Here is a 21,808-nt window from a genome sequence, read left to right on the forward strand (position 1 = left end):
GCCCCAACCCGGCGCGGGGCCGTGAGCGTGGACGCACCGATGCCGGGATGGTGGCTTTGACGCGCCATCATTCCGCACGCCGGGCAGGGCTGTCGGGCACTTTCCGGATCAGAACCGGCCCGCCACAGGACCAGATGCCGAAGCACCCGTCCGCAACAGGGAACCGGCGCCGAGGGCGCAGCGACCTGGAGCCCGACGACTACGTCCGCGAGCGGATGAAGCAGGAGTTCGGGCCCATGGCCTACCCCGAGGGCGAGCAGGTGCAGATCCACGTGGTCCTGCACCACTACGGCCGGGGCGTGGTGGCCGAGCGCTCCTACCAGGTCACTGGCTTCGGCGAAGCCCTGGGCATCGGCGAGTGCGCGTACCGCGCCGGGATCAAGGAAGCGACCTGGCGCGGGTACGTCGCCCGGGGGCAGGCGCCGGCGCCCGACGTCCCGGACGAGGCGTGGTTGGGCAGGTGGCGCCCGTCGGGGCCGCACTGGCGCGAATCTACCCTCGCACGGTGGATGGATGAGCGGCTCGGGGCCGGCCACCGGAGCGACCTGGACGGCTAGTACTCCAGCAGGACTTCGACGTTTTGCCTGATCAGACGGCTGCGCGGTGAGTGTAGCGGGCTGGTGCCCGTCAGGGGCGGTCTTCTTGGGGCCGCCCCTCGATCGTGTCCAGCCGGCGTTGGTAGTGACAGTGGCGGGGCAGCCTCTCGCCGTGATCAACGAGCCTGCAGCCGAGAGCTGGGACCGCGAACTCGAAGACCTCTTCCTCCGGGTCGGCCACCGTTTCAGCCGCGTGGAGCCGCGCCGCCGGATGCGCGACTACGTCCGAGGCCTCCTCGGCCCGGTCGGCCGCAAGAACGGCTGGCAGCTGGCCGAATACGCCGGCCACGCAACCCCCGACGGGCTGCAGCACCTGCTCGCCGGTTCCCGATGGGACCCGGACGAGATCCGCGACGAGCTCCGGCACTACGTCGCCGAACGCCTCGGCGAGGACGACGGGGTCCTGATCCTCGACGACACCGGCTTCGTCAAGAAGGGCACCACCTCGGCTGGCGTGCAACGCCAGTACTCCGGCACCGCCGGCCGCACCGAGAACTGCCAGATCGGCGTCTTCGCCGCCTACGCCTCTACCCGCGGCCGCGCCCTGGTCGACCGCGAGCTCTACCTCCCCAAATCCTGGACCGAGGACCGGGACCGCTGCCGCGCGGCGAAGATCCCCGACGAGCGGGACTTCCACACCAAGGGCAGCCTGGCCAAGGCCATGGTGCTGCGGGCACTCGCCTCCGAGCTGCCGATCGCCTGGGTCACCGCGGACTCGGCCTACGGACAGGAGGGCCGCTTCCGGCGCTTGCTCGAACAGTCCGGCGTCGGCTACGTCCTGGCGGTGCCCAAGTCCCAGTTCAGCGTGGGCTGTCCGCGCATCGACGGGCTGTTCGCCCAGGCCCCGGCCCAGGCCTGGGAGCGGATCTCGTGCGGCAACGGCGCCAAGGGACCGCGCGTCTACCACTGGGCGGCCATTCAGCTGCCCGCCGTGGCCGAGTACGACTACCAGGACGAGACCCTGATCCGCCGCCGGTGGGCGCTGGCCCGCCGCAGCCTGAGCAGGCCCGACGAGATCGCCTGCTACCTCGCCTACGCACAACTCGACACGACAGTGGAGCAGTTGGTGCGGATCGCCGGAATGCTGGGCGATCGAGGAGTGCTTCCAGGCCGCGAAGAACGAGTGCGGTCTGGACCAGTACGAGGTCCGTCGCTACACCGGCTGGATGCGGCACATCACCCTGGCCATGCTCGCCCACGCGTTCCTGGCCGCGGTGGCAGCAGCCGCAACATCAAAGGGGGCTGCAGAAACGATTCCCGCACCCTGGTCGACCTCACCGTGGCAGAGATCCGGCGGCTCCTGGCGGCTGGCCGCACCCATGACCCGCGTCCGCAACGCTGCTCGCCCCGCACCCACGCCCTGAACTGGTCCACCTGGCGCCGGCAACGCCAGGCCGTCGCCCGCCACTGTCACTACCAACGCCGGCAGGACACGATCGAGGGGCGGCCCCAAGAAGACCGCCCCTGACGGGCGCCAGCCCGCTACACTCACCGCGCAGCCGTCTGATCAGGCAAAACGTCGAAGTCCTGCTGGAGTACTAGGCGTGCCGGACAACCGTGGAGCTCGGCATCGCGACCGAACGTGCTTCCTGGGCTCGGCCTACTCCTCGGCCAGTGGGGGCAGGATGGACTCAAGTTCCTCCCAGACGTCAAGATCGAAGATGTAGACCAGGATGGCCACCTCCTGGCCAACGCGCGCTCGGAAGGCACCGAGGAACTGCCAGAACTGGAAGTCCGGGTACCGCGACATGTAGGCGTCGTAGCGACTGGCGCCCACGTCGGTTAGAAACTGCCTGGCCGCCGCGGTGACGCTGCGCAGACAGTGCCGCAGCGGGTCGTTTTTCGCGTCCGCCAGCAAGTCCGCCATCCGATTCCGGATCTCGCTGACCGACCGGACGCAGTTCACTTGATCGGGTTCCTGGGAGAAGGGCAGATAGAGCACTCGCCGGTCCTCAAGGTACGCCAGCGCCTGCTTGGCCGTCGGGCGATCGGTCTCTACTTCCTTGAAGGTCAACCCACCGCCGAAGACAGGGATGTTGAAGCCGGTAAGTCTCTTCTCGACGTCCTTCTTCCGCAGCCGACCTGGCTTGTCTGCTGATGTGCTGTTCATAGTGATCATCAGGCAGGGGCGGCCTGCCTGCCTCCTCGTGGATCCTGGAGCCGGCCTCTGCCCGGTTGGGGGGCTTCTGCCCAAGAGCCTGCGGCGGAAGCGGGCTCTTGGCGACCAGAGCTGGGCCGCCCGGACGGCCGCGGCGACGTCTACCGCCGCGGCCGGCGGAGCTGACGGGAACCCGGCGTTAGCCGCCGACGGAGCGAGCCCCCTCGATGTCGAATCGCCCGTGCTCGGGGCGGGCACTTGCTGGCGAGCACCCAGCGGGCAGTGGCGGCAGCCGGACATCGTCCCGGCGCCGTTGCACGAAGTGAAGCCCGGCGGGTGCGATCAGGGCGGCTATCTCGGTGTCGGTCAGCGTCACGAAGGCTCGATAGTCGCAGGCAGATCGCCTGGTGTGCCATTTTCTGAGCTCTCGGAGGACCCTCCCGCGAGTTCTGTCGGCCGTGGCGGCGGAGCGGTCTGCCCATCGGCTTCGTTGACTTCTAGACACAGCGTGCCTGGCTCGACTTGATTGGTTGTCACGGAGGACCGTCAGCGTGGGCTGGGTGCGCGGTCCTGGACGTAGCGTCTGATGACACCGTAGGAGATCGAGGTCTCGTGCTCATCCATGAGCTTCGCCCAGATCTCTGTGGGGCGGTGCCCCACCTCGACCATGGAGTCGACGAGGTGCTGGACAGGATCGATGGCGGTCGGCCGACGAGGTAGCGGTTTGCGGGGGCGGGGTTCAGGGCCGTCCAGGGCAGCCCGGACGGTTCGCCAGGAGACGTTGTGGCGCTTTTCCAGTGCTCGCATCGAAAGGGCTTCCCGTTCGGCGTCGTACCGGATGCGCCGGTAGAGCTCCTTCTTGTCGATCTTCTTGGGCGACACGGGGTTGGGAGCTGGCTTGCGCTGCCGACGGGGTGGTCGGGCATCTGCCAGGGCTCGTTCCGGGCGTGTCGGCGCTGACGGACATAATCCGAGTCGTGGACCTGAGACTGGAGCTGCTGCCCCCGCCTGTGAGCCGGGAACGGCTGGATGAGTTGTGTCGTGAGATCGAGCGGATCTCTGATCTGGTGGTCTTGCGCTCCGAGGATGCGGATGAGGCGATCGAGGCCTTCAACGCAATGACCGGACACGACTACGGAGCCCTCGACTTCGCCGAGTACGACGCCAGCCGAGACCTGGAGAACTTCGCCAGGGAGGCTGCCCGGCCGGCTCACCCTCGGGTGCCGGACATCACCCGGGACGAGCTTGTCGAAGTCGTCCGCAGACTGTCGGCGGCCTTCCCGGAGAGCGACTACTACCTTCGGCTCCTGAGTGCCAATGTGTCGCATCCCCGGGTCAGTGACCTGCTGTTCCATCCGCCAGCAGAGCTCCAGGAAGCCTCCGCAGAGCAGATCGTCGAGGAGGCGCTGAAGTATCGCCCGATCTCGCTTTGAGTGACTGAACGTCAGCCCGCCGCTGCCTGCTGCTCGACGCGGTGCTCGGTCGGGTAGTGAGTGATGAAGTCCGTTGTGGCGCATGCTCCTTGGGCACGGGGGATGGCCTGCGCTCGCTTCGCGGGACGCCAGACTCCCGGCTGCGATCGCGCGGTGACGGCATGTCTACCCGGCTGTAGGGGCCCGGGATCCGGTGAGCTGTGGTGCCCTGGCCCGACGCGAGTACGGCAGCGTCCGGCCGGAACCAGGCACCGCGCCCGGCCGCTCCGCCCCGGGCCGGCAGCCGGGCGGAGCCAGCCGGTGACGGCACAGGGTCGGTCAGTACGCGGTCGGAGCGTGGCAGCAGCGGTCCGCCTCTTGATCACCGGTCGTTAGACTCACGCCGTTCGGATGCTGCCGGGCGATGGAAAGGCCAAACCGTGGACGACAACCACTGGGACGACTGGCCGCAGCGGTGGGCCGGCACGGACTGCGACATACGAACGGCCGTCAGCGCGATCCCGCGGAAGGTTCGGGACGGGTTCGGGTACGACGAGGTCCCCTGGAAGCGGTTCCGCCACTTCTACGGCCCGGGCGAGGAGATCCCCGGCCTGCTCGCCACCCTCGCGTCCGGGGACGCCGAAGCCGCCGACGGAGCCCTGTGCCGGCTCTGGACGAATCTTCACCACCAGGGCGGCACGATCGCGGTGGGAGCACTCGCGGTGCCGTTCCTGCTGCGGATCGCGGCGACCCGGCGCCCCGAACTGCGTGCCCGGACCCTTCGCCTGGTCGCCGAGATCGGCCGGTGCCAGCACATCGGGGACGGATCACGCGAAGGCCTGCTCCAGGTCGCCGAAGATCCGGCGTTGGTCGAAGGCAGCACGGTGTGCCCGGTGGACTGGACGATCCAGGCCGCCCGGCAGGCCGTCACCGACGACCTGGACCTCCTGCTCCCGCTCCTCTCCGACCCCGACCCCGAAGTCCGCGCCGTGACCGCCTACGCCCTGGCGGCGGCGACCGGCGAACTCCCCCACCTCACCTCGGCCCTGCACTCCAGGCTGGCGACCGAAGACGACGCCGTGGCCCGGATGGGCCTGGTCCTCGCGATCGCCCAACTCGCCCGCGAACACCACGACAGCCATGCCCCCGGCTGGGCCCGGGACCTCTGGTCGGCTCCCGGCCGGCCGCCCGAGATCCGCATCGGCGCAGGCCTGGCCTGGCTGTGCCTGGTCACCGACCCCGCCCCCGACGAACTGCGCACCCTCCTCACCGACCCCGCCATCCGCCGATACGACGACCTGCTCCACCCGGTGCCATGGCTCACCTGGATCGACACCACCGGATTCGGCCTGCGCAGCTGCATCGACGACATACTCACAGAGAACAGCACCCGAACAGCGCCCGAGGATCCCTGGGCGGCCTCGCTGTCAGACTGAGCCCTGCCGGGGCCAGCCGAATCCGCCCCCTCAGCCCCCGCCGCACCCTCCGGCCGAGCCCTCGCCGCATGTGTCTACTGCGGTCGGATTGTCTGCGCCGACTGGCATGATCGGCCGGATATTCGGATCCTTTCCGGGCCCGGCGCGCAGTGCCGGCAGCCCCAAGGGGGATGCTGTCGTCGTGGGGGTTGTCGGTGCAGGCGTGGAAGTACAGTCCGGCCGAGCTGGCGGTGGTCCGGGCGTTCGTCGACGGGGATCCGCTCGACCAGGTCGGCGGTCCGCTGGACGTGCGGGCGGTGGTCGCGGCCATCCGCCGTGAAGCCAAGGACGGGTTCCTGATCGAGGAGGTGCCCTGGGAGCGGTTCCCGTCCGGCGCTGACGTGAGGAAGGACCTGGAACGCGCGCGCTCAGGGGACGACGCCGCTCACCACGCCGTCGACATGGTCATCGGGCTGTGTGCCAACGACACGAGGGCCGCGGCCGCACCGGCAGTGCCGTTCCTGCTCCGGATCGCGGCCGACCCGACGGCCGGCCAACACCGCGCCCGGGCGCTGACCGCCGCGGGCGAGGTGGCGCGCATGCGCCACCACGGCGTCTGTACGCGCGAGGGCCTACTGCAACTCCACGCGGCCGACGACTGGCAATTCGAAGTCACCGGCTACCCGCAGAACTGGTCGGTACAGGCCGCCCGGGAGGCGATCACCGCCGACACCGGCCTCCTCCTGCCCTTGCTCGACGACCCAGACCCCGCCGTCCGCCTCACCACCGCCTACGTCCTGGCGGCCGCCGCCGGCCGCGCCCAGGACATCCTGACCCCGCTCCACACCCGCCTGCCCGTCGAACACGACCCCGCGGTCCGCGCCGGCCTGGTCCTCGCCATCGCCCAACAGGCCCGCACGCACCACGACGTGGCGGCCATCGCCTGGATGCACGCCTGCTGGTCCGGCCCGACCCGGCCGCCCGAGGTCCGCGTCAGCGCGGCACTGGGCTGGCTGTGCCTCACCGAAGACCCGGTCCCCGACGACGTGCGCACCATGCTGGACAAGCACGCCACCCCCGACCTCGCCCACCTCCGAGAGGCGGGCCGCGGGGCGCAGCCCGACGGCGGCCGGGTGGGAGCGAGCGGACGGCGGCGGGGGTTTGACGCTTCTCGCCGAAGGTTGACTGCGTCGCTCCTGGCTAGAACGGAGGCTCCGGGGAGAACTCGCCCGCCACAGCCCAGGGATCGTTCTGCCTCCGCCGCTCCGCCGCCTCTCGCTCCCGGCGCTCGGCAGCCGCGCGCTTCTCGGCGATCGCGGGGATGGAGGCGATGGCCTCAGCCGGGCGGCCGTGCCTGATCAGCATGTGCGCCAGGTCAAGGTAGGCCGAGTACTGGGTGGATGAGCGGAGGAGTGCGAGGGCCGCCTCCAGCCGGCCGTCCAGCTCCAGCAGCCGTGCCAGCGCGGTGTCCCACTTGCCGGGCTCCCGTTCGTTGAGGGCGGTGGCCTGCGAAATGCCCTCCGTGCAGCGGCCCGCCTCGCCCAGCAGCCACAGCCGCAGGCGGAGGACCTGGTCCGGGTGCCCCTCGACGTACGCGCCGGTGAGCCCTTCCAGGAGTTCGAGCGCCCGGCCCGGCCGGCCGTCGTCGACGAGCAGTTCCAGCGCCCAGTGGAGGAGGTTCCCGCCGTCGTAGTAGTCGAATGTGGGCCGGCCGGTCTCGACGGCTTCGTCGATCCGTCCCTGGCGGACGAGGAGGTGCATCAGCGCCACACGGTCCTTCGGGTGGTCATGGGTCTCGATCCCCTCGCGCAGCAGGCTCTCCGCTTCGCAGGCCCGCCCCGCGTCCTCCAGCGCCTTCGCGTACACGTCGAAGGCGGAGCGGTGCTCTGTGGCGGCGAGGGCTTCCAGCTCCTCGATCAGGCCCAGCCGGGCGAGGAGCTGCGCGTAGTACTCCGGGAAGTTGACGGGGTGGCGCCGGCCCGAGGCCATCTCGGCGCGCAGGACCTCGACGGCCTCGTCCGTACGCCCGGCCCGTTCCAGGACCCGGGACATCAGGAGCAGCACGTCCCACCGGTCCGTCCGGGATGCCCCGCAGCACGACTGACCGCACCGCTCACACGCCGCGCTCTCCGTGCGCTCCATGCGCTCCGCCTCCTGCGTGAGCACGTCCAGAACCCGGTCGTCGCGTCTCTGCCCCTCGGTCACCTCGACCAGGCGGGACCGGAGCCAGGACTCCCCGAGATGGGGCGTGAGCACGTCGATGGCCTCCTCGACCCGCCCGGCCTTCGACAACAGCTCGGCGTAGCGGGCGCATACGTGGCCGTCGCCCAGCTCGGCCGCGTCCGGGCGCACCATCGCGAGCGCCTCGTCACCCTCGCCCCGACGGATCATGATCTCGGCGGTGAGCCACTCGGCGGCCCGCCAGCCGATGTCCGTGAACGGGTCCACCAGCGTCAGCGCCCGTTCGAACTCCCCGGCCGCGCACAACTCCCGGGCCGCCGCCTGCGCGCAGTTCCAGTCCCCGCGCTCCTGCGCCGCCCGGATCAGCAGCTCCAACTGCCCCAGGTCGAGAAGGGTCCGCACCATCCGCGGGTAGACGCCACCGTGGTAGCGCGCCTGCCAGGAAAGATCATCGACGTTCACACAGGCACCCTACGAACCACCACCGACAGCCTCCGACCGGCAGGAAGCCTGCGCCAAGGCGCGGGCGGTCGGGGCGGAGCGGGCAGGGGCGGGGCGAGCGGCCGCGGGGCCCGGGGACGCCGCCGGACGGCCACGGAAAACGACACCGAACTCCCCCGAGAGACAACGCCCTGAAACGCCCTCATAGACAACCAGAAAACCGGCCCGACTTCCCCCGCCCCGAACCGGCCACCTCGCTTGCGTATCGCGTTCACTGCGAACACGGACAGCAACCAGACCCGGCCACCCCGACCAGCCAATCCCGACCCCCGACGATCACCCCGCAATTGGTCCAACCCAAACCGGCAAAGCCCCCAAAACAGGCAAACACGCAACCGACCCACCACAAGGTCACACCGTCGTGACGGCTACTTCGGCTACTCCGAGGGCGGCTGGCGGCACGCCGCGCCGCAAGGACGGCCGCCGGTCCGCGGGCAGGACACGGGCGCCACCGCCGCCCGGAGGACTGCGCGTGCGGAACCCACGGCAGCGAGCGATGGCCCGCGCGCCAGGACGGGCCACCGCCGCAGACAGTGTCGGCACGCAGCACTGAACACCCGACCCCGTCGCCGCCCGGCGCCGGCGGCCCCCGGCGGCCGCAGACGGCCCGCGGGCAGCGCCAGGGCGCCACAGGGCGTCGGCGCGGTTGGAGGAGGCCGAGCGGCAGGCCGCCCACGCGGTGTGGGCGGACGGATCCCGGGCGACGCTGCCGGGCAAGGACCGCGTAGAAGTCGGCGCCCACCCGGTCACCCTGGTCCGCTCCGGTGCGACGTTCGAGAACCGCGTCCTGGTCGAGCGTTCTGGGACAATCGCCGCATGACCGGCCAACACAACGCCGCCACCGAATCCCACCGGCCCCTTGCCGAGCCGGTCCGGCTCGACCCGGCCGATCCCGACACCCTGCGGCAGCTGTGGAACCTCCAGCGGGCCTCCTACGCGGCCGAAGCCCGACTCATCGGCTTCGACGGCCTCCCACCCCTTGCACGAATCCCCTGAGCAGTTGCGCGCATGCGATGAGTCCTTCCCCGGGATCCGCGACGAGTCGAAACCGGTCGGAGCAGTCGGCTGGACCCGCCTGCCGAACGGCGCTCTGGACATCTGCCGCCTCATGGTCCATCCCGTCGCACATCGCCGCGGCATCGCAACCGTGCTTCTCGACGCCACGGACTCGATCAAGCCCGCGGAACTGACCATCGTCTCCACCGGAACGGCCAACCTGCCCGCGCTCGCGCTCTACCGCCGGCGCGGCTTCGCGCCCGTCGGCGAGCGCCAGGTCGCACCCGGCGTCACGATCACAGAGCTGGAACGCAAGAACACATCAACAACTCAGCCAATCCACAATTCTTGACGATTGCTCAAGCCAGCGCCGCCCCGGACGGACATCGACACACCCCTGGGCCTCACCGCGGACGCCGCCCGAGCCCGGGTCGCTGGCTGATCCAGCAGCGGGTGCACCGGGCCCGCCACCTGCTGGAGGCCAGCGATCTGGCGGTCGACCGGATCGCCGCGGAGGTCGGCTTCGCCACGGGGGCGTCGCTGCGCCAGCACCTGCACGCGGCGATCGGGGTGTCACCGCAGGCCTACCGCAACACCTTCCGGGTTCACGGCGGGATGCCGGGCCGGATGAGAGCCGCGGCGCGCGGCCCCGCGCCAGGACGGGGCCGCGCGCCGCGGCGTCGTCAGGGAGTCACCGTCACCGTGGTGATCTCGGGGTTCGCGCTGTTGCCCTGGTAGACCGTGTCACCGCTGTAGACGGCGGTGATGACGTGCGGTCCGGTGGTCCGGAAGAAGACGACGCGCCCTGCGGCGGCGCAGTTCCTGACGTCGAGGACCAGGCGTGCCGTGCCCAGGGGCGTTCCGGTGGTGGTGTCGGTGAAGGTCACCGTGCCGGTGGGCGGGGTCGTGGCGCCGGTACCGGCGGGGCAGACCAGGTCGTCGATCACCACCGGCCGGCCGAGCCGGACCTGCGGGGGCAGGGCGATCAGGCGCGTGGTCACCGGCTTGCCTGGGGTGGTGTAGCTGATGGTGATGCTCGCGGCGGCGCTGGTCACCGTGGGGCCGGTGCCCCCGGCGGGGACGAGGGACGAGCCGCCGCCTCCGCCGCCCGCGCTCCCGAACGGGCTGATGTTGATGTTGAGGTCGCCGCCTCCGCCGCCGCCGTAGTAGCCGCCGCCTCCGCCGCCACCCGTCTGGAAGCCGCCTGGACCGCCGCCGTCGCCGCCGGTGCCGAGTGTGCCGGGGGCGCCACTGGAACCGCTGGGGGACGTGCCGCCGGGCCCACCCTGAGTGGCCGTGCCGGCCCCGCCGCCGGTTCCCCCGCTGCACACCCCGGTTACGCCCGGCTGGCCGGCGTCCCCGCCCTGGCTGCCGCCCGTGCACGACGAGCTGAATACCTCACCGGCTCCACCGCCGCCCGCGGCCACGATGAGGCGGGAGTCGATGGTGGTGAGGGGCGTGGTCCGGGGCTGGGTACGGACGTCGGAGGCCCCGCCTCCGCCGCCGCCGTAGTGGCTGCTGCCGCCGCCGTTGAAACCGCCGATGCACGGCGAGATGGGGTAGCAGGTGGGGGTGGTGAGCGTGGGGATGCCACCGACTTCGACGTAGAGGGTCTGCCCGCCGGACAGGCCGGTGAGCGTGCCCGAGACCTGCGCGCCACGGCCGCCGGGCGTCTTGTTGACACCCTCCAGGCCGCCGGCCGCGCCGATCGCCGTGACGTTCACCTGGGTGACGCCGCTCGGGACGGTGAACGTCTGCTCGGCGCCGGTGGAGGCGAACGTACAGGTGGTGGTGGGGCCCGAGACCGTGCAGGTGCCCTGCGCGTGGGCGGTCCCGGACAGCGCCACCGGGGCGATGCCGGCGACACAGAGCATGCCGGCCGCGACGGTCAGCGCGGGTGCGCGGCGGCCGGCGGCGGCCGGCGGTGAGAACTTCACGATCTGCTCCAGGAGGAGGACGGAGGGGGGTTTCGGCAGGGGGTGCCCGCCTCCCGCCACTGTGGATCAGACGGTCCGGACCCCGGTCGGCAGCGGACCTGACACACCGTCGATTCACCCCGGTGGTGTCGCGCGCCGGCCCCACCCTCACCGCCGACGGCACGCGGCGGCCTGACCACACCCCTTGTCCGACGCCTTGACCAGCGTGTTGTCCCGCCCGATTCGCCCCGGCCTGGAGCCTTGTCCTCCCGGTATGTCCGTGACCGACACCACAGACCGTCAGGCCGCGCGCCAGGCGCCGACGCGCGCGGTGCGTTCCGCGCGGACCGCGCGATGCGGGTGCGGGGCGCACGGCCGGAAGACGGTGCGGTGCGGAACAGCTCGCGGTAGGCAGTGAACGTCGCGGCGACCCACTCCGGCGCCATGGTGGAGCGGTCGACCTCGACCATCAGGACCGGCACCCGATCTCCGGGGCCTGCCACACCGCGTCCGGGCGCACCTTGCGCCGGCCGCCCGGCAGCAGGAACTCCACCTCGGTCGCCCAGTCGGTCACGGTGCCGACCCCGCCCGCGGCCCCAGGCGCGGTGCCGCCCCGCACGAAGGCGGTGATCGTCTCGTTGACCGCCATCGCATGCTGGGCCCCGGAGCGTCCGGCGCCCCGGGCCGTGGAGCCCATGTCGGCACGAGGCAGGCCGAGCACCTGCCCAGCCGCCTCCACTCCGGCCGTTCCCTCCAGCCGCCACGTCTTGTGGCGGTCCCGGGTGTTGCCGTCGGAGGCGACCAGACCGTGCAGCGCGAGATCGCGCAGCGCCTGCCTGATCACGGTGTTCGACGCCGCCGCCGGGCGCAGCAGTCGCTGGAGCTGGTCGGCGGTGGCGACCTTGAGGACGCCGAGCGCGCCGAGGACGTCGGCGCGCAGCGCGGTGGTCGAGCCGTTCGGGTTGGCGGCGCCGCGCCGGTACGCGGTCCGTCCCGGCCGGGCCGGCTCGGCGGGTTCGACGGCGTCGGCCTGGCCGTCGTTGTCGTCGGGCTGGGCAAAGCTCTGACGGCTGCTCACGGACGTCTCCCGGTGGTCATGGCCGGGCTGCTGCCTCTGAGCTTGGCGTTTAACCCTGGTGGGCTTGGTGTTTCTTGATCGTCTTGGCGCGTTTGACGGTCTTGCCGACGTCGTGGCGCCTGGCGCGCTGCTTATTCTTCGAGCCGGGTGGCCGTCCCGGGACTGGCCGGGACGGTTTTGGTGCGGCTGCGGGGCAGGCGGTTGCCGCTCGGATGTTGCGAAAGCCCCGGCGGACTCGGGCGGGGGTGAGGCGACGGGGCTGGGCGGGTCGTTCCCAAGGGCGGCGAAAGTCCTCGGCCAGCGGCCGGACGAGGCGGAGCTGTGTATGGGCCGCGATGATCAGCCAGGTCCACAGGTCGGCTGTGTCGGGATGGCGGATCTTCGGGGCGGTCCAGCCGAGCGTTTGCTTCATCAGCCGGAAGGTGTGCTCCAGGTCGATTCTGCGGAGGAAGGACTGCCACCAGCGGTTGATGTCCGCCGCTTGGGCGGCGGCGGTTGAGCACCACAGCCAGACCGGTTTCGGGTCGCGGTTCGCCAGGCAGGCGCTCGACCACCAGCCGGATCAACGTGCCGTGCAGGATGGGCAGTTCTTCCTTTGCGTGTTCCAGCCAGGGGCCGCGGTGGGTGAGCCTGGGGTGCATTCGGTCCCAGGCTATCGCCTCGGCTTTGCCATATCGGGTGGTGTCCGTGATGGTGGTGACATCGGGTTGGTGCCAGGTATCGGATTTGGCGAAGGCCAGGACGCCGCCGTGGCGGCGGGCCGGCCTCCCTTCGGCCCGCGGCGGGCGGGGCCCCGGTCGCGGAGCATGACGCGCTCCGAGCGCAGGCGGCCGACCAGGACGACCGGAAGGTCCGCGAGGGCGTGGGTGAGGTAGGCGATGTCGTAGGCGGAGTCCATGACGATCAGGATCTCCGGGTCGCCATCGCGCCAGTGCCCGGCCTGGGTCAACCGATCGACAATGTCGCGGAGTTGAGCAGCGGTGACCGTGGTCGCGTCGTCCGCGGGCCCGAGTCGCACGGCATCCAGCAGTGAGACCCAGGAGGTGCGGCCGGATTCGAGCGCGGCGACGAATGAGTACGGCCAGCCCGGCACCAACTGGTCACGGCTTCGGTCGCCGCGTCCGTAGACGTGGCAGAACAGCCTTTCCGGGCTGGTCGGGGCGTCGGGGCGGAGCCAGTTGCTCACGTCGACGGCGAGAACGATCCGTCCGTCGGCGGCCCGCGGCAACGGCAGGCTGGCCAGGGCGCGCCGCAGGCGGGAGGGCTCGCACCAGCCCCGGTCAAGGGCCTGGTACAGCGCGCCGTGACCGCGTCGGTGCTCAACGGCCAGCGACAGCTCGACCAGGGTCCTCACCGGCCCGTCCGTGCACAACACCGCGTCCGTGAGGCCGAAGAGCGCGTCCTGGCGGGCGTAGAGGCTTTCGTAGAACTCGACCCGAAAGCGGGACAAGATGCCCAATGCATCACCGGCGGGCGCGTCGACGTGAAGACTCGTACGCAGCGGCCGTTCTCTTGTGCTTCGTGACTCGACACCTCGAAGCGTGGAGAACGGCCGCCTCTTCTGTCCCGGGAAGAACCGCAGATCAGCAGCTCGAGTGACCTGCGAGGTTAAACGCCAAGCTCAGATGGCATGCCCAAATGCGGTGACCTGATAGGTCAGCCTAAAAATACCCACTGTCCCACGGATGGCAATATCGCAAGTCAGCTGAATTTGCCCGTTCACGATTTGAAAGTCTGTTCCGTCCACCCCCCAGCCGCAATTGTCACCGTCGTCCAGCGATAGCGCCACACGTGCTGCACGGACTAGCGTCGGCTTCAACGGCGCTGAGCTGCACGAAGTCTCCGGATCCCGCCTCCCACCACAGCTTGGCCCCCAGAGAAGCGCCGTCCTTCGCGTGGACCTCGTGCAGCGGAACCCGGTGCTCGCCCGTTGCCGCGACGACCCCAACCTGGATGCTGACCAGCGAGAACGTCAACGCCTTCTTCGCGATCACAGCGGGCATGGTGCACTCCTCACCCCCACTGGTCCCTCTACCCACTCCACTCGTGAACACCGGTGATCGCACCTTGACCTCTGCAGCGTGCCGTGCAACGGCGGATAATTAATAGTTGATCGATTGAACTACCTACCTGAGACCGTGTTTGAGATCTGCCGTGTCCCGTTGCTGAGAGTCTCGTTGAGCTCGTCGTGAGTGGTGTTGGGGGTGGGTATCCGTCGGATCTGACGGATGAGCAGTGGGAGCTGGTGGAGCCGTTGCTGCCGCCGACGCGGGTGGGCCGGAGGGCGGTCGGCGCGAGAAGCATCCACGGCGGCGGATCGTGGACGCGATCTTCTACGTGGTGCGGACGGGGTGTGCTTGGCGGCAGTTGCCGAAGGACTTCCCGCCGTGGCCGACGGTGTACTGGTACTTCACCTGGTGGCACGACGACGGCACCGTCGAGCGCATCCACGATGCCCTGCGCGGCCGGGTTCGTGAAGCCGAGGGCCGCGACGCGGAGCCGAGCGCCGGGCTGATCGACTCGCAGTCCGTCCGCACTGCCGACACCGTCCCCGTCTCCACCAGGGGCTTCGACGTGGGTAAGAAGGTCAAGGGCCGCAAGCGGTTCATCGTCACCGACACCCTTGGCCTGCTGCTGGCGGTCCACGTCGTCGCGGCGAGCATCCAGGACCGTGACGGTGCGAAGCGGCCGCTGCTGTGGACCCGCCTGGACCACCCCGGGGTCCGGAAAGTGTGGGCCGACCAGGGGTTCGCCGGCCGTTTGGTCGAGTGGACCGCCCAGATTCTCGGCCGTGAGCTGGAGATCGTCCGCAAGGACCCTGACCAGCGCGGCTTCCAGGTCCAGCCCAAGCGGTGGGCGGTGGAGCGCACCTTCTCGTGGCTCACTGCCCACCGGCGCCTCGCCCGGGACTACGAGACCAGCCCGGCCCGCTCGGAGACGATGATCCGCTGGGCGATGATCGGCATCATGGCCCGTCGGCTCACCCGGGGCCGACCGGCAACCCGACCCGGCCCGCGACCGCTCTCACGCGTGGCCGACTGACCGCGTCCCCGCGTCCCTCACGTGTCGTACAAGCCGTCCCACGGCGCGCTGAAGGAACAGGCCCGGCGCGGCGTACTGCTCACGCGAGTGCCACCGGGCGGCGACTGCCCGCACGGTCCGGGCCTGCGCGCAGTGTGGGACGGCGTTTTTCCCGAAGAGCCCGAACAACCCCGAGGGTTCGCTGCGCGGACTGTTCTGCTCGAAGACCTGCTCGGGCCTGGCCCAGCGAACTCGGGTCGCCCGGACCTGTGAACAGTGCGGTGTGACGTTCGAGGTGAAGGCGTCCCGAGTCGAGCGAGGGAGAGGCCGGTACTGCGGCCTGGACTGCCAGGTCCGGGCCGAGGGGACCCTCTACCGGCCATGCCGGAGCTGCGGGAAGACATTCCGGGTGGTACGTAGTGAAGCCGAGCGTGGCTGGGGCCAGTTCTGTTCGCAGGCATGTACTGCGCGGCGGGTGGAGCGGTCGTGCGGGTGTGCGGCGAGGCGTTCTCGGTGAAGGTGTCGGTAGCGGACGACGGCCACGGGTTCTACTGCTCGAACGACTGCCGCCACGTCGGGCACCGGAACCGGGTGGAGCTGACCTGCCCGTGCTGCGGCACGAGGTTCTGGGTGCCGGCCTCGCTGGAGGGCAAGCGGCGGACCTGCTCACGCGACTGCTGGGTGAAGATCATGGGCGCAGATCCCGGCCGGTCGGCGATCCTGACGAAGGCCCGGCACGATCTGTTGACGACACGGAACGAGACGCGGCCGGAGCGGATCCTGTACGCGCTGATCGGCGAAGTGCTGGCGGATCTGGCGCCGGAGGTTGCTTGGGAGCGCCAGCACCTGCTGCTCAGCCGATGGACGGTGGACGCGGCGGTCCCCTCGCTGCGGCTGGTGTTGCAGGCGGACGGCGATTACTGGCATGGACTGCTCCCTGAGTCCCGGGAGGACCCTCGCGTGCTGGGGAACATGGCCAACGACGCCCGCCAGGACCACGCGATCACCAAGGCAGGCTGGAGGGTGCTGCGATTCTGGGAACGCGACCTGATCGGAGACCTCCCGGAGTGCGCGGCACGGATGCGCGCGGCCGTCACCGAGTGGTTGGACCTCCAGCATGCGCCCCGGGCCACCGTCAGTCGCGGTCGACAGCGAGGGCACCGCGCAGCCGCTGGGCGGCTTTCGACAGGGACTCCGAGTACGACGAAGGGGCAGCCCGCTCGGCTGCCCCTTCGTCGTACTGCTGGTCAGTACGCGGTGGATTTCACCAGGTCGGACGGGTCGGTGTTCGCCCCGCACAGCACCACACAGACCTTCTCCGCGCTGCCGGGCCGGTAGCTGCGGCCCGCCGTGGCGGGGCGGGTCGGCAGGTCCCGGTCGGCGACGTGCTGGTCCGGGGCGGTGAGCGCGGCCAGCGCGGTCGCGGCGCCCATCTCGACGGCTACCTTGCGGTGGTCCCACAACGCCTGGCGGGCGCGGACGATCTCGCCGTCCGGCACCAGCAGGGAGCGCACGCCGTCCTGCTGGGCGGCGTGCAGGGCCATGGCGGAGGTGCGGCGGGCGCCGAGGGAGTCGGCGGCGATCGAGTCGACGGTGACGTCGACCAGGCGGCCGGTCTCGATCGCGGCGTTCAGCGCGCGGCAGTTCTCCGGCTCGACGGCGACGGTGCGGATGCCGTGGTGCTGGGCGGCGGTGGCGACGCCGGCGAACAGACCGCCGCCGCCGACCGCGACCACCACGGTGTCCAGGCCGGGGATCTGCTGGTGGATCTCCTCCAGCAGGGTGCCGGCCCCGGCGGCGATCAGCGGGTGGTCGTAGGCGTGGCTGGCCAGGGCGCCGGTTACGGCGGCGAAGTCCTCGCAGGCCGCGAGGGCTTCGGCGTACTCCGCGCCGACCAGGCGGACCTCGGCGCCGTAGCCGCGGAGCTTGGCCACTTTCACCGCCGGAGCGGTCTCCGGGAGGAAGACCGTCGCACGGACATCCTGCTGCTGGGCGGCCCAGGCGCACGCCAGCCCGGCGTTGCCACCGGAGGCGATCGTCACCCCCGCGTCCGGCAGGGTGCTGGCGTCGCGGTGAGCCTGGATGAAGTTCTGCGCGCCGCGGGCCTTGAACGAGCCGGTGTGCTGCATGAACTCCATGGCCACCCACACCTCGCACGGGGTGACCTCACGTTCGTCCAGGGGGTCGCGGTGGGCGGTGCGGATCGCGCCTGGGTCGACCTGGGCCAGGGCGACGGGGCGGATGCGTCCGGCGATGCGGTCGGTGGCGGCCTTGATGTCGCCGTACGTGAGCTGGTGCACTTCGTTGCTCCTGCGATGAGGTGGTCACGACCAGGCGATGAGCTGGCCGGTGGTGGTCAGGCCGAGGAAGAACGCGAACGCGATCCGGCGGCCCGTGCCCGTGGGGTTCGGGGCGACCGGGTGGAAGTTCGCGGGGTTGAACAGCAGGCCGTCGCCGAGCTGCGGCGTGAGGTCGACGTGCTGGCAGTGCTCGACCGCCTCGGGTCGGTAGCCGTACGCCTGGCGTTGCTGTTCGTCGGCGGGCTCCCAGCGGTGGCGCCACACGGTGGTCGCCCCGCCGTCCTCCGGGACGGAGACCCAGACGTTGAAGGCGAGCTGGGCGAGCACCTCCTGGTCGAAGAGGCCGGTGGGGAACTCGCGGTTGATGTCGTCGTAGTGGATCAGGGCCCCGGCGTTGATCTCGCGCAGGGTGCCGCCGAAGACCGGGCGGCCGGTGATGGTGGCCGGGGCGACGGCGGCGCCCCAGGCGGAGCCGAGGCGGGCCAGCGAGACGGCGATCGGGTCCGGGCGCATCCCGGCCCGCTGCCAGGCCGTGCGGGCGGTCTCCGCGTCGCGCCAGTACCGGCCGGCGTCCAGCCGGCCGTCCTGGCTACGGTAGTCGTTGAGGGCCGGGCCGAACCGGACGATCGGAGTCGGCACCCGGGCCGGGTCGTAGTCGACGGTGGGCAGCCGGTCCAGCGCGGACAGCGCGCTCGCGCAGGTGCGCCGGTCGAGGAAGTCGGGGACGCGGACGGCCGCGAGGGTGCCGGCGGCGAGGTTCGCCAGGTGCCGGTCGGTGAAGGACGTGCCGTCCACGGCGGTGAACAGCGGGTCGAGTGCCGTGGTGCGGGGCATGTCGCCTCCGTAAGGATGCATGAGCCTACCGTGACGGTACGGTGTACCGTACGCTGACTCGCATGCCGAGGCAATCCACTTCCCTCAACCGCGCGACTCCCGAACTGATCGCTGAACATGCCCTGCTGATCGTGGATCAGGACGGGCACACCGCACTCAGCTTCCGCACCCTGGCCACCGCGCTGGACATCCCCGTGGCGTCCCTCCAGCGCCGCGTCACCGACCTGGCCGGTCTGCTCGACCTGGTGACCGACCACCTCGCCGCCCGCCTGCCGCAGATCCCGCCGGGCACCGGCTGGGCCACGGCGACCGAGACCCGGTTCACCGCGCTGTACGAGCTGCTGACGGATCATCCGGGCCTGGTCGCCCTGCGCGGTGACCGCCCCTGGCTCGGCCCGCAGCTGCTCAAGCGCCTGGTGGAGCCGCAGCTCGCCGACTCCCTCGCCGCCGGCATGACCCCCGAAGAGGCGATCATCACCTACCGGCGGCTGTACCTGCTGACGCTCGGCAGCGCGAGTTTCGTGAACCACCGCGACCCCAAGGCCGCCCAGGCCGCCACCCGGCGCGCGCTGGCCGAACTCGACCCGGACGAGTTCCCGGTGCTGACCGGGCAGCTCGGCGCCATCCTGCCCGCCGTGGTCGACCACGAGGTCTACTTCGGCGCGCTCCACCAGCTCATCGCCGCCGCCGACCCGGCCCGGACCACGCTGGTGCCCGGACAGGCGGCCGAGGGGAAGTAGATCAGCGTGGACAGCACCCTCGCCGCCTACCGCGACGCGCTCCGACTACTCCTCGGCTTCGTACACCAGCGCACCGGCACCGCCCCGGAGAAGCTGGACTGGACCGACCTGGACGCCGACGCCGTCTCCGCCCTCCTCAACTACCTGGAGGACGAGCGCGGCAACAGCGCCCGCACCCGGAACGTCCGGCTGACCGCGATCCGCTCCCTCTTCTCCTACGCAGCCCTGCAACACCCCGAACACGCCCTCCTGATCCAACGCGTCCTGGACATCCCGCCCAAGCGGTTCGACAAAAGGAATGTGACCTTCCTGACCGGCGCCGAGATCGACGCCCTGCTCGCGGCACCGGATCCGCGGCGCTGGGAGGGCCGGCGGGACAAAGCGATGCTGGCCCTGGCCGTCCAGACCGGCCTGCGGGTCTCCGAACTCACGAGCCTGGACTGCGACGATGTCACCCTCGGCGACGGCGCGTCCGTCCGCTGCGAGGGCAAGGGCCGCAAACACCGCGCCGTCCCACTGGACCGAAGCATCCAGGAACTGCTGCGGGCCTGGCTCGGTGAACGCTCCGGAAAGCGCGGAGAACCGCTGTTCTGCACCCGAACAGGGCGACGTCTCACCCGCGACGCCGTCGCCCAGCGCCTGGCCATCCACGTCCGAGCCGCTGCCGAAGCCTGCCCGACCCTCCTCGACAAGCGCGTCCACCCGCACGTCCTACGCCACAGTTGCGCGATGTCCCTGCTCCAGGTTGGTGTCGACACCACGGTGATCGCGCTTTGGCTCGGACACGCCGGCGTCCGCTCCACCGACGCCTACGTCCACGCCGACATGACCATCAAGGAGAAGGCGCTCTCCCTGACTGCACCGGTCACCGCCCGCCCCGGCCGCTACCAGCCCACCGACAAGGTCCTCGCGTTCCTCGACCGCCTGTGAGTCGTGAGCGGAGCCGGGGGTGACAGTCCGCTTCGATAGCCTGCGGCGGTGGCTGATGATTCGTTGAAGTTTCTGATCGATGCCGATCATGGGCAGTTCTATGTCCAAGACCTTGAGCCCTATGACGCGTGGATGGCCGAGCACGCGATGGACCCGGACCTGCCGCCGGCTGGCTGGACCGACGAGGCGGTACACGTTCACCGCATCGGGGTGGAACCGCACTCGATCTCCGTCGGCACCGCACGGGATGACATGGTCGAATCGCTGATCACCATCCACACGTCCGTGCCAATGATCGAGTCGGCGGCTGAACACATCGTGGAGGTGGACCTGGCTGCCCCGACCGGCCGACTCGCCCTGTCCAGCCCGGGAGTCCACCCGGAGGACGGACCGAGCCTGACCGTTCCTGCTGGGCTGTTGCGAGCCCGGGTCTCCTACATCCCATCTGACCCTCCGGCCGTCGACACCAACGGCGGACCCGGCGATCACTTCCTCTATCGAATCGACCTCTGGCCCGCCGACCAGCCCTGCGGGCTCGTCGTCCTCAAGCAGGGCCCGAATCCCTGGGCAGGATAAATCCTCCCGCCATCGACTATGCCGAGCAGAACAGCCGCCGCACAGCCCACGATCAGGCTTGCCGACAGCCTTCTCGGCATAGTCGCGGTCTCGGCATAGGTCCAGCTATGCCGATATCCGCATAGATCGACGAGCTCGGATACATGGAACTCGACCGCCACGGCGCCGAATTGCTCTTCCAGGTCCTCACCGAACGTGAGGAGAAGAACAGCGTCGCCATCGCCTCCAACGAGTCGTTCGGCGGCTGGACCAAGACCGTCACCGACCCACGCCTCTGCGCGGCGATCGTCGCCCGCCTCACCTTCAACGGCACCATCATCGAGACCGGCACCGACTCCTACCGACTCGCCTCGACCCGGGCGCGAACCGAAGCGCCCGCCAAGGCCGGCTGACCGCCGCGGGCACCCGCTTGACGGCTCTCCGCCCTCCGGGCGGAGAGCCGTCAATGCCTTCCGCTATGTTCTTCCGGACTCGCCCTGGCGGGCCAGACGCGCACTTGAGAGGGAAACGTGCCAGGTGAGCGGCTTGACGCAGAGTGGGTCCGATCCTGGCGGGAGCAGGCTGATGCGGCGTTGACGAAGCTGGTGCAGTCGTTCCTCCCGACGCATGGCTTCCCGCCCGGCGACAACGCCGTGACGATCACAACCGACGACAGCCACCAAGCGACGAGCGCGCTTGTGGACCTGACGCCGATCCCCTCCGACCTGACCACGCTCTACTGGGTGATCAGCGAAGCTTCCCTGCCTGATGTCGACAGCGGATACTTCATCCACTCACCCGCGACGGCGGCGGGACACTTCCGCGAGTACGGCCCCGCGCCGATCGACAGTGAGTGGATCGCACTGGTATTCGCCAGCGACGGCGGCGGCCACCTGTTCGCGATCGGCGACAGCGGGCAGATCTGGAAGTCCGCCACGGCTTCCTGGTTCGACGACTTCGACGTCGCCGCGACGAGCTTGCAGGATTTCCTCGAACAGCTCGGCGGACGGATCGCCAACCAGCTCTGATCATCGGCCGCAGCGCAGACCACTCTGTCCGCTGCCGGGTGACGTCATTTCTGGTGAACATCCACAGCACTCAAGATCGCCAACTGCTGCCCAAAACCGCTGACCAATCGCTGCTATTGAAGTTGAATGCGTGATGTCGCTCGGACGGGTGAAGCAGTAGCGTTCGCCTGCTGGCGGAGGGGCGGTCCCGGTAGTTGTGTGCTGTGA

The 21,808-nt window shown here is 70.4% G+C and carries 19 protein-coding genes and 5 pseudogenes; 15 read left to right on the forward strand and 9 right to left on the reverse strand.

The genetic code is table 11. From position 1 onward, the window contains the following. Positions 1-134: 134 nt before the first annotated feature. On the forward strand, positions 135-557 hold the full coding sequence (locus ABTY56_RS34180; protein WP_350633270.1) for a hypothetical protein: 423 nt from the start codon (positions 135-137) through the stop codon (positions 555-557). 151 nt (positions 558-708) lie between these two features. Next, a pseudogene (locus tag ABTY56_RS34185) lies at positions 709-1,960 on the forward strand (IS701 family transposase). 236 nt (positions 1,961-2,196) lie between these two features. Here the strand turns inward: ABTY56_RS34185 and ABTY56_RS34190 are convergent. Continuing rightward, a complete protein-coding gene (locus ABTY56_RS34190) occupies positions 2,197-2,706 on the reverse strand; it encodes a DUF6650 family protein (protein WP_350633271.1) in 510 nt (169 codons plus the stop codon). Between the two features lie 534 nt (positions 2,707-3,240). Continuing rightward, on the reverse strand, positions 3,241-3,576 hold the full coding sequence (locus ABTY56_RS34195) for a hypothetical protein (RefSeq protein ID WP_350633272.1): 336 nt from the start codon (positions 3,574-3,576) through the stop codon (positions 3,241-3,243). Positions 3,577-3,671: 95 nt separating this feature from the next. Here ABTY56_RS34195 and ABTY56_RS34200 point away from each other — a divergent pair, with 95 nt between their 5' ends. Next, positions 3,672-4,127 (forward strand): bacteriocin immunity protein, encoded by a 456-nt coding sequence (locus tag ABTY56_RS34200; protein ID WP_350633273.1) that lies wholly within the window; start codon positions 3,672-3,674, stop codon positions 4,125-4,127. Between the two features lie 419 nt (positions 4,128-4,546). Further along, entirely contained in the window at positions 4,547-5,542 is a 996-nt protein-coding gene (locus tag ABTY56_RS34205; RefSeq protein WP_350633274.1) for a hypothetical protein, read from the forward strand. Between the two features lie 1,179 nt (positions 5,543-6,721). Here ABTY56_RS34205 and ABTY56_RS34210 read toward each other — a convergent pair. Then, positions 6,722-8,164: a tetratricopeptide repeat protein gene (locus ABTY56_RS34210; protein ID WP_350633275.1), complete on the reverse strand. Its 1,443-nt coding sequence runs from the start codon at positions 8,162-8,164 to the stop codon at positions 6,722-6,724. Between the two features lie 685 nt (positions 8,165-8,849). Between ABTY56_RS34210 and ABTY56_RS34215 the strand changes: the two genes are divergently transcribed. The 4 genes and pseudogenes from ABTY56_RS34215 to ABTY56_RS38900 all read left to right on the forward strand — a co-directional run. After that, complete coding sequence (locus ABTY56_RS34215; RefSeq protein ID WP_350633276.1) at positions 8,850-9,023, forward strand: hypothetical protein; 174 nt, start codon at positions 8,850-8,852, stop codon at positions 9,021-9,023. Further along, positions 9,020-9,199, forward strand: coding sequence for a hypothetical protein (locus ABTY56_RS34220; protein ID WP_350633277.1), 180 nt, complete (start codon positions 9,020-9,022; stop codon positions 9,197-9,199). Before ABTY56_RS34215 ends, ABTY56_RS34220 begins: the two co-directional genes overlap by 4 nt. Before the next feature lie 4 nt (positions 9,200-9,203). After that, a complete protein-coding gene (locus ABTY56_RS34225; RefSeq protein ID WP_350633278.1) occupies positions 9,204-9,551 on the forward strand; it encodes a GNAT family N-acetyltransferase in 348 nt (115 codons plus the stop codon). 71 nt (positions 9,552-9,622) lie between these two features. Then, a pseudogene (locus tag ABTY56_RS38900) lies at positions 9,623-9,802 on the forward strand (helix-turn-helix domain-containing protein); the annotation flags it as partial. Positions 9,803-9,882: 80 nt separating this feature from the next. Here the strand turns inward: ABTY56_RS38900 and ABTY56_RS34235 are convergent. From ABTY56_RS34235 to ABTY56_RS34250, 4 genes and pseudogenes are all read right to left on the reverse strand, one after another. After that, positions 9,883-11,136: a glycine-rich protein gene (locus ABTY56_RS34235; RefSeq protein WP_350633279.1), complete on the reverse strand. Its 1,254-nt coding sequence runs from the start codon at positions 11,134-11,136 to the stop codon at positions 9,883-9,885. A 448-nt stretch (positions 11,137-11,584) separates the two neighbouring features. After that, complete coding sequence (locus tag ABTY56_RS34240; protein WP_350633280.1) at positions 11,585-12,193, reverse strand: replication-relaxation family protein; 609 nt, start codon at positions 12,191-12,193, stop codon at positions 11,585-11,587. A 49-nt stretch (positions 12,194-12,242) separates the two neighbouring features. Continuing rightward, positions 12,243-13,652: pseudogene (locus ABTY56_RS34245) on the reverse strand (NF041680 family putative transposase). 304 nt (positions 13,653-13,956) lie between these two features. Beyond that, complete coding sequence (locus tag ABTY56_RS34250; protein ID WP_350633281.1) at positions 13,957-14,196, reverse strand: hypothetical protein; 240 nt, start codon at positions 14,194-14,196, stop codon at positions 13,957-13,959. 185 nt (positions 14,197-14,381) lie between these two features. Between ABTY56_RS34250 and ABTY56_RS34255 the strand changes: the two are divergent. Next, a pseudogene (locus ABTY56_RS34255) lies at positions 14,382-15,235 on the forward strand (IS5 family transposase). A 438-nt stretch (positions 15,236-15,673) separates the two neighbouring features. Next, the gene (locus tag ABTY56_RS34260) at positions 15,674-16,552 is read left to right on the forward strand and encodes a DUF559 domain-containing protein (protein ID WP_350633282.1); all 879 of its coding nucleotides are present in this window, start codon (positions 15,674-15,676) and stop codon (positions 16,550-16,552) included. On the opposite strand, the gene ABTY56_RS34265 is transcribed toward ABTY56_RS34260, so the two are convergent. Together ABTY56_RS34265 and ABTY56_RS34270 are read right to left on the reverse strand one after the other, a co-directional pair. Continuing rightward, entirely contained in the window at positions 16,462-17,514 is a 1,053-nt protein-coding gene (locus ABTY56_RS34265) for a pyridoxal-phosphate dependent enzyme (protein WP_350633283.1), read from the reverse strand. The genes ABTY56_RS34260 and ABTY56_RS34265 overlap by 91 nt on opposite strands. Positions 17,515-17,538: 24 nt before the next feature. Continuing rightward, complete coding sequence (locus tag ABTY56_RS34270) at positions 17,539-18,348, reverse strand: 2OG-Fe(II)-dependent halogenase WelO5 family protein (protein ID WP_350633284.1); 810 nt, start codon at positions 18,346-18,348, stop codon at positions 17,539-17,541. A 62-nt stretch (positions 18,349-18,410) separates the two neighbouring features. On the opposite strand from ABTY56_RS34270, the gene ABTY56_RS34275 reads away from it, so the two are divergent. The 5 genes and pseudogenes from ABTY56_RS34275 to ABTY56_RS34295 all read left to right on the forward strand — a co-directional run bounded on the left by ABTY56_RS34275 (position 18,411) and on the right by ABTY56_RS34295 (position 21,601). Next, positions 18,411-19,088: a TetR/AcrR family transcriptional regulator gene (locus tag ABTY56_RS34275; protein WP_350633285.1), complete on the forward strand. Its 678-nt coding sequence runs from the start codon at positions 18,411-18,413 to the stop codon at positions 19,086-19,088. 6 nt (positions 19,089-19,094) lie between these two features. Continuing rightward, entirely contained in the window at positions 19,095-20,018 is a 924-nt protein-coding gene (locus ABTY56_RS34280) for a tyrosine-type recombinase/integrase (protein WP_350633286.1), read from the forward strand. Between the two features lie 48 nt (positions 20,019-20,066). Beyond that, entirely contained in the window at positions 20,067-20,594 is a 528-nt protein-coding gene (locus tag ABTY56_RS34285) for a hypothetical protein (protein ID WP_350633287.1), read from the forward strand. Positions 20,595-20,719: 125 nt separating this feature from the next. Continuing rightward, a pseudogene (locus ABTY56_RS34290) lies at positions 20,720-20,986 on the forward strand (ATP-binding protein); the annotation flags it as partial. 180 nt (positions 20,987-21,166) lie between these two features. Further along, complete coding sequence (locus tag ABTY56_RS34295) at positions 21,167-21,601, forward strand: hypothetical protein (protein ID WP_350633288.1); 435 nt, start codon at positions 21,167-21,169, stop codon at positions 21,599-21,601. Positions 21,602-21,808: the final 207 nt, after the last annotated feature.

This window comes from Kitasatospora sp. NPDC097691, from assembly GCF_040302665.1.
Classification (GTDB): domain Bacteria; phylum Actinomycetota; class Actinomycetes; order Streptomycetales; family Streptomycetaceae; genus Kitasatospora.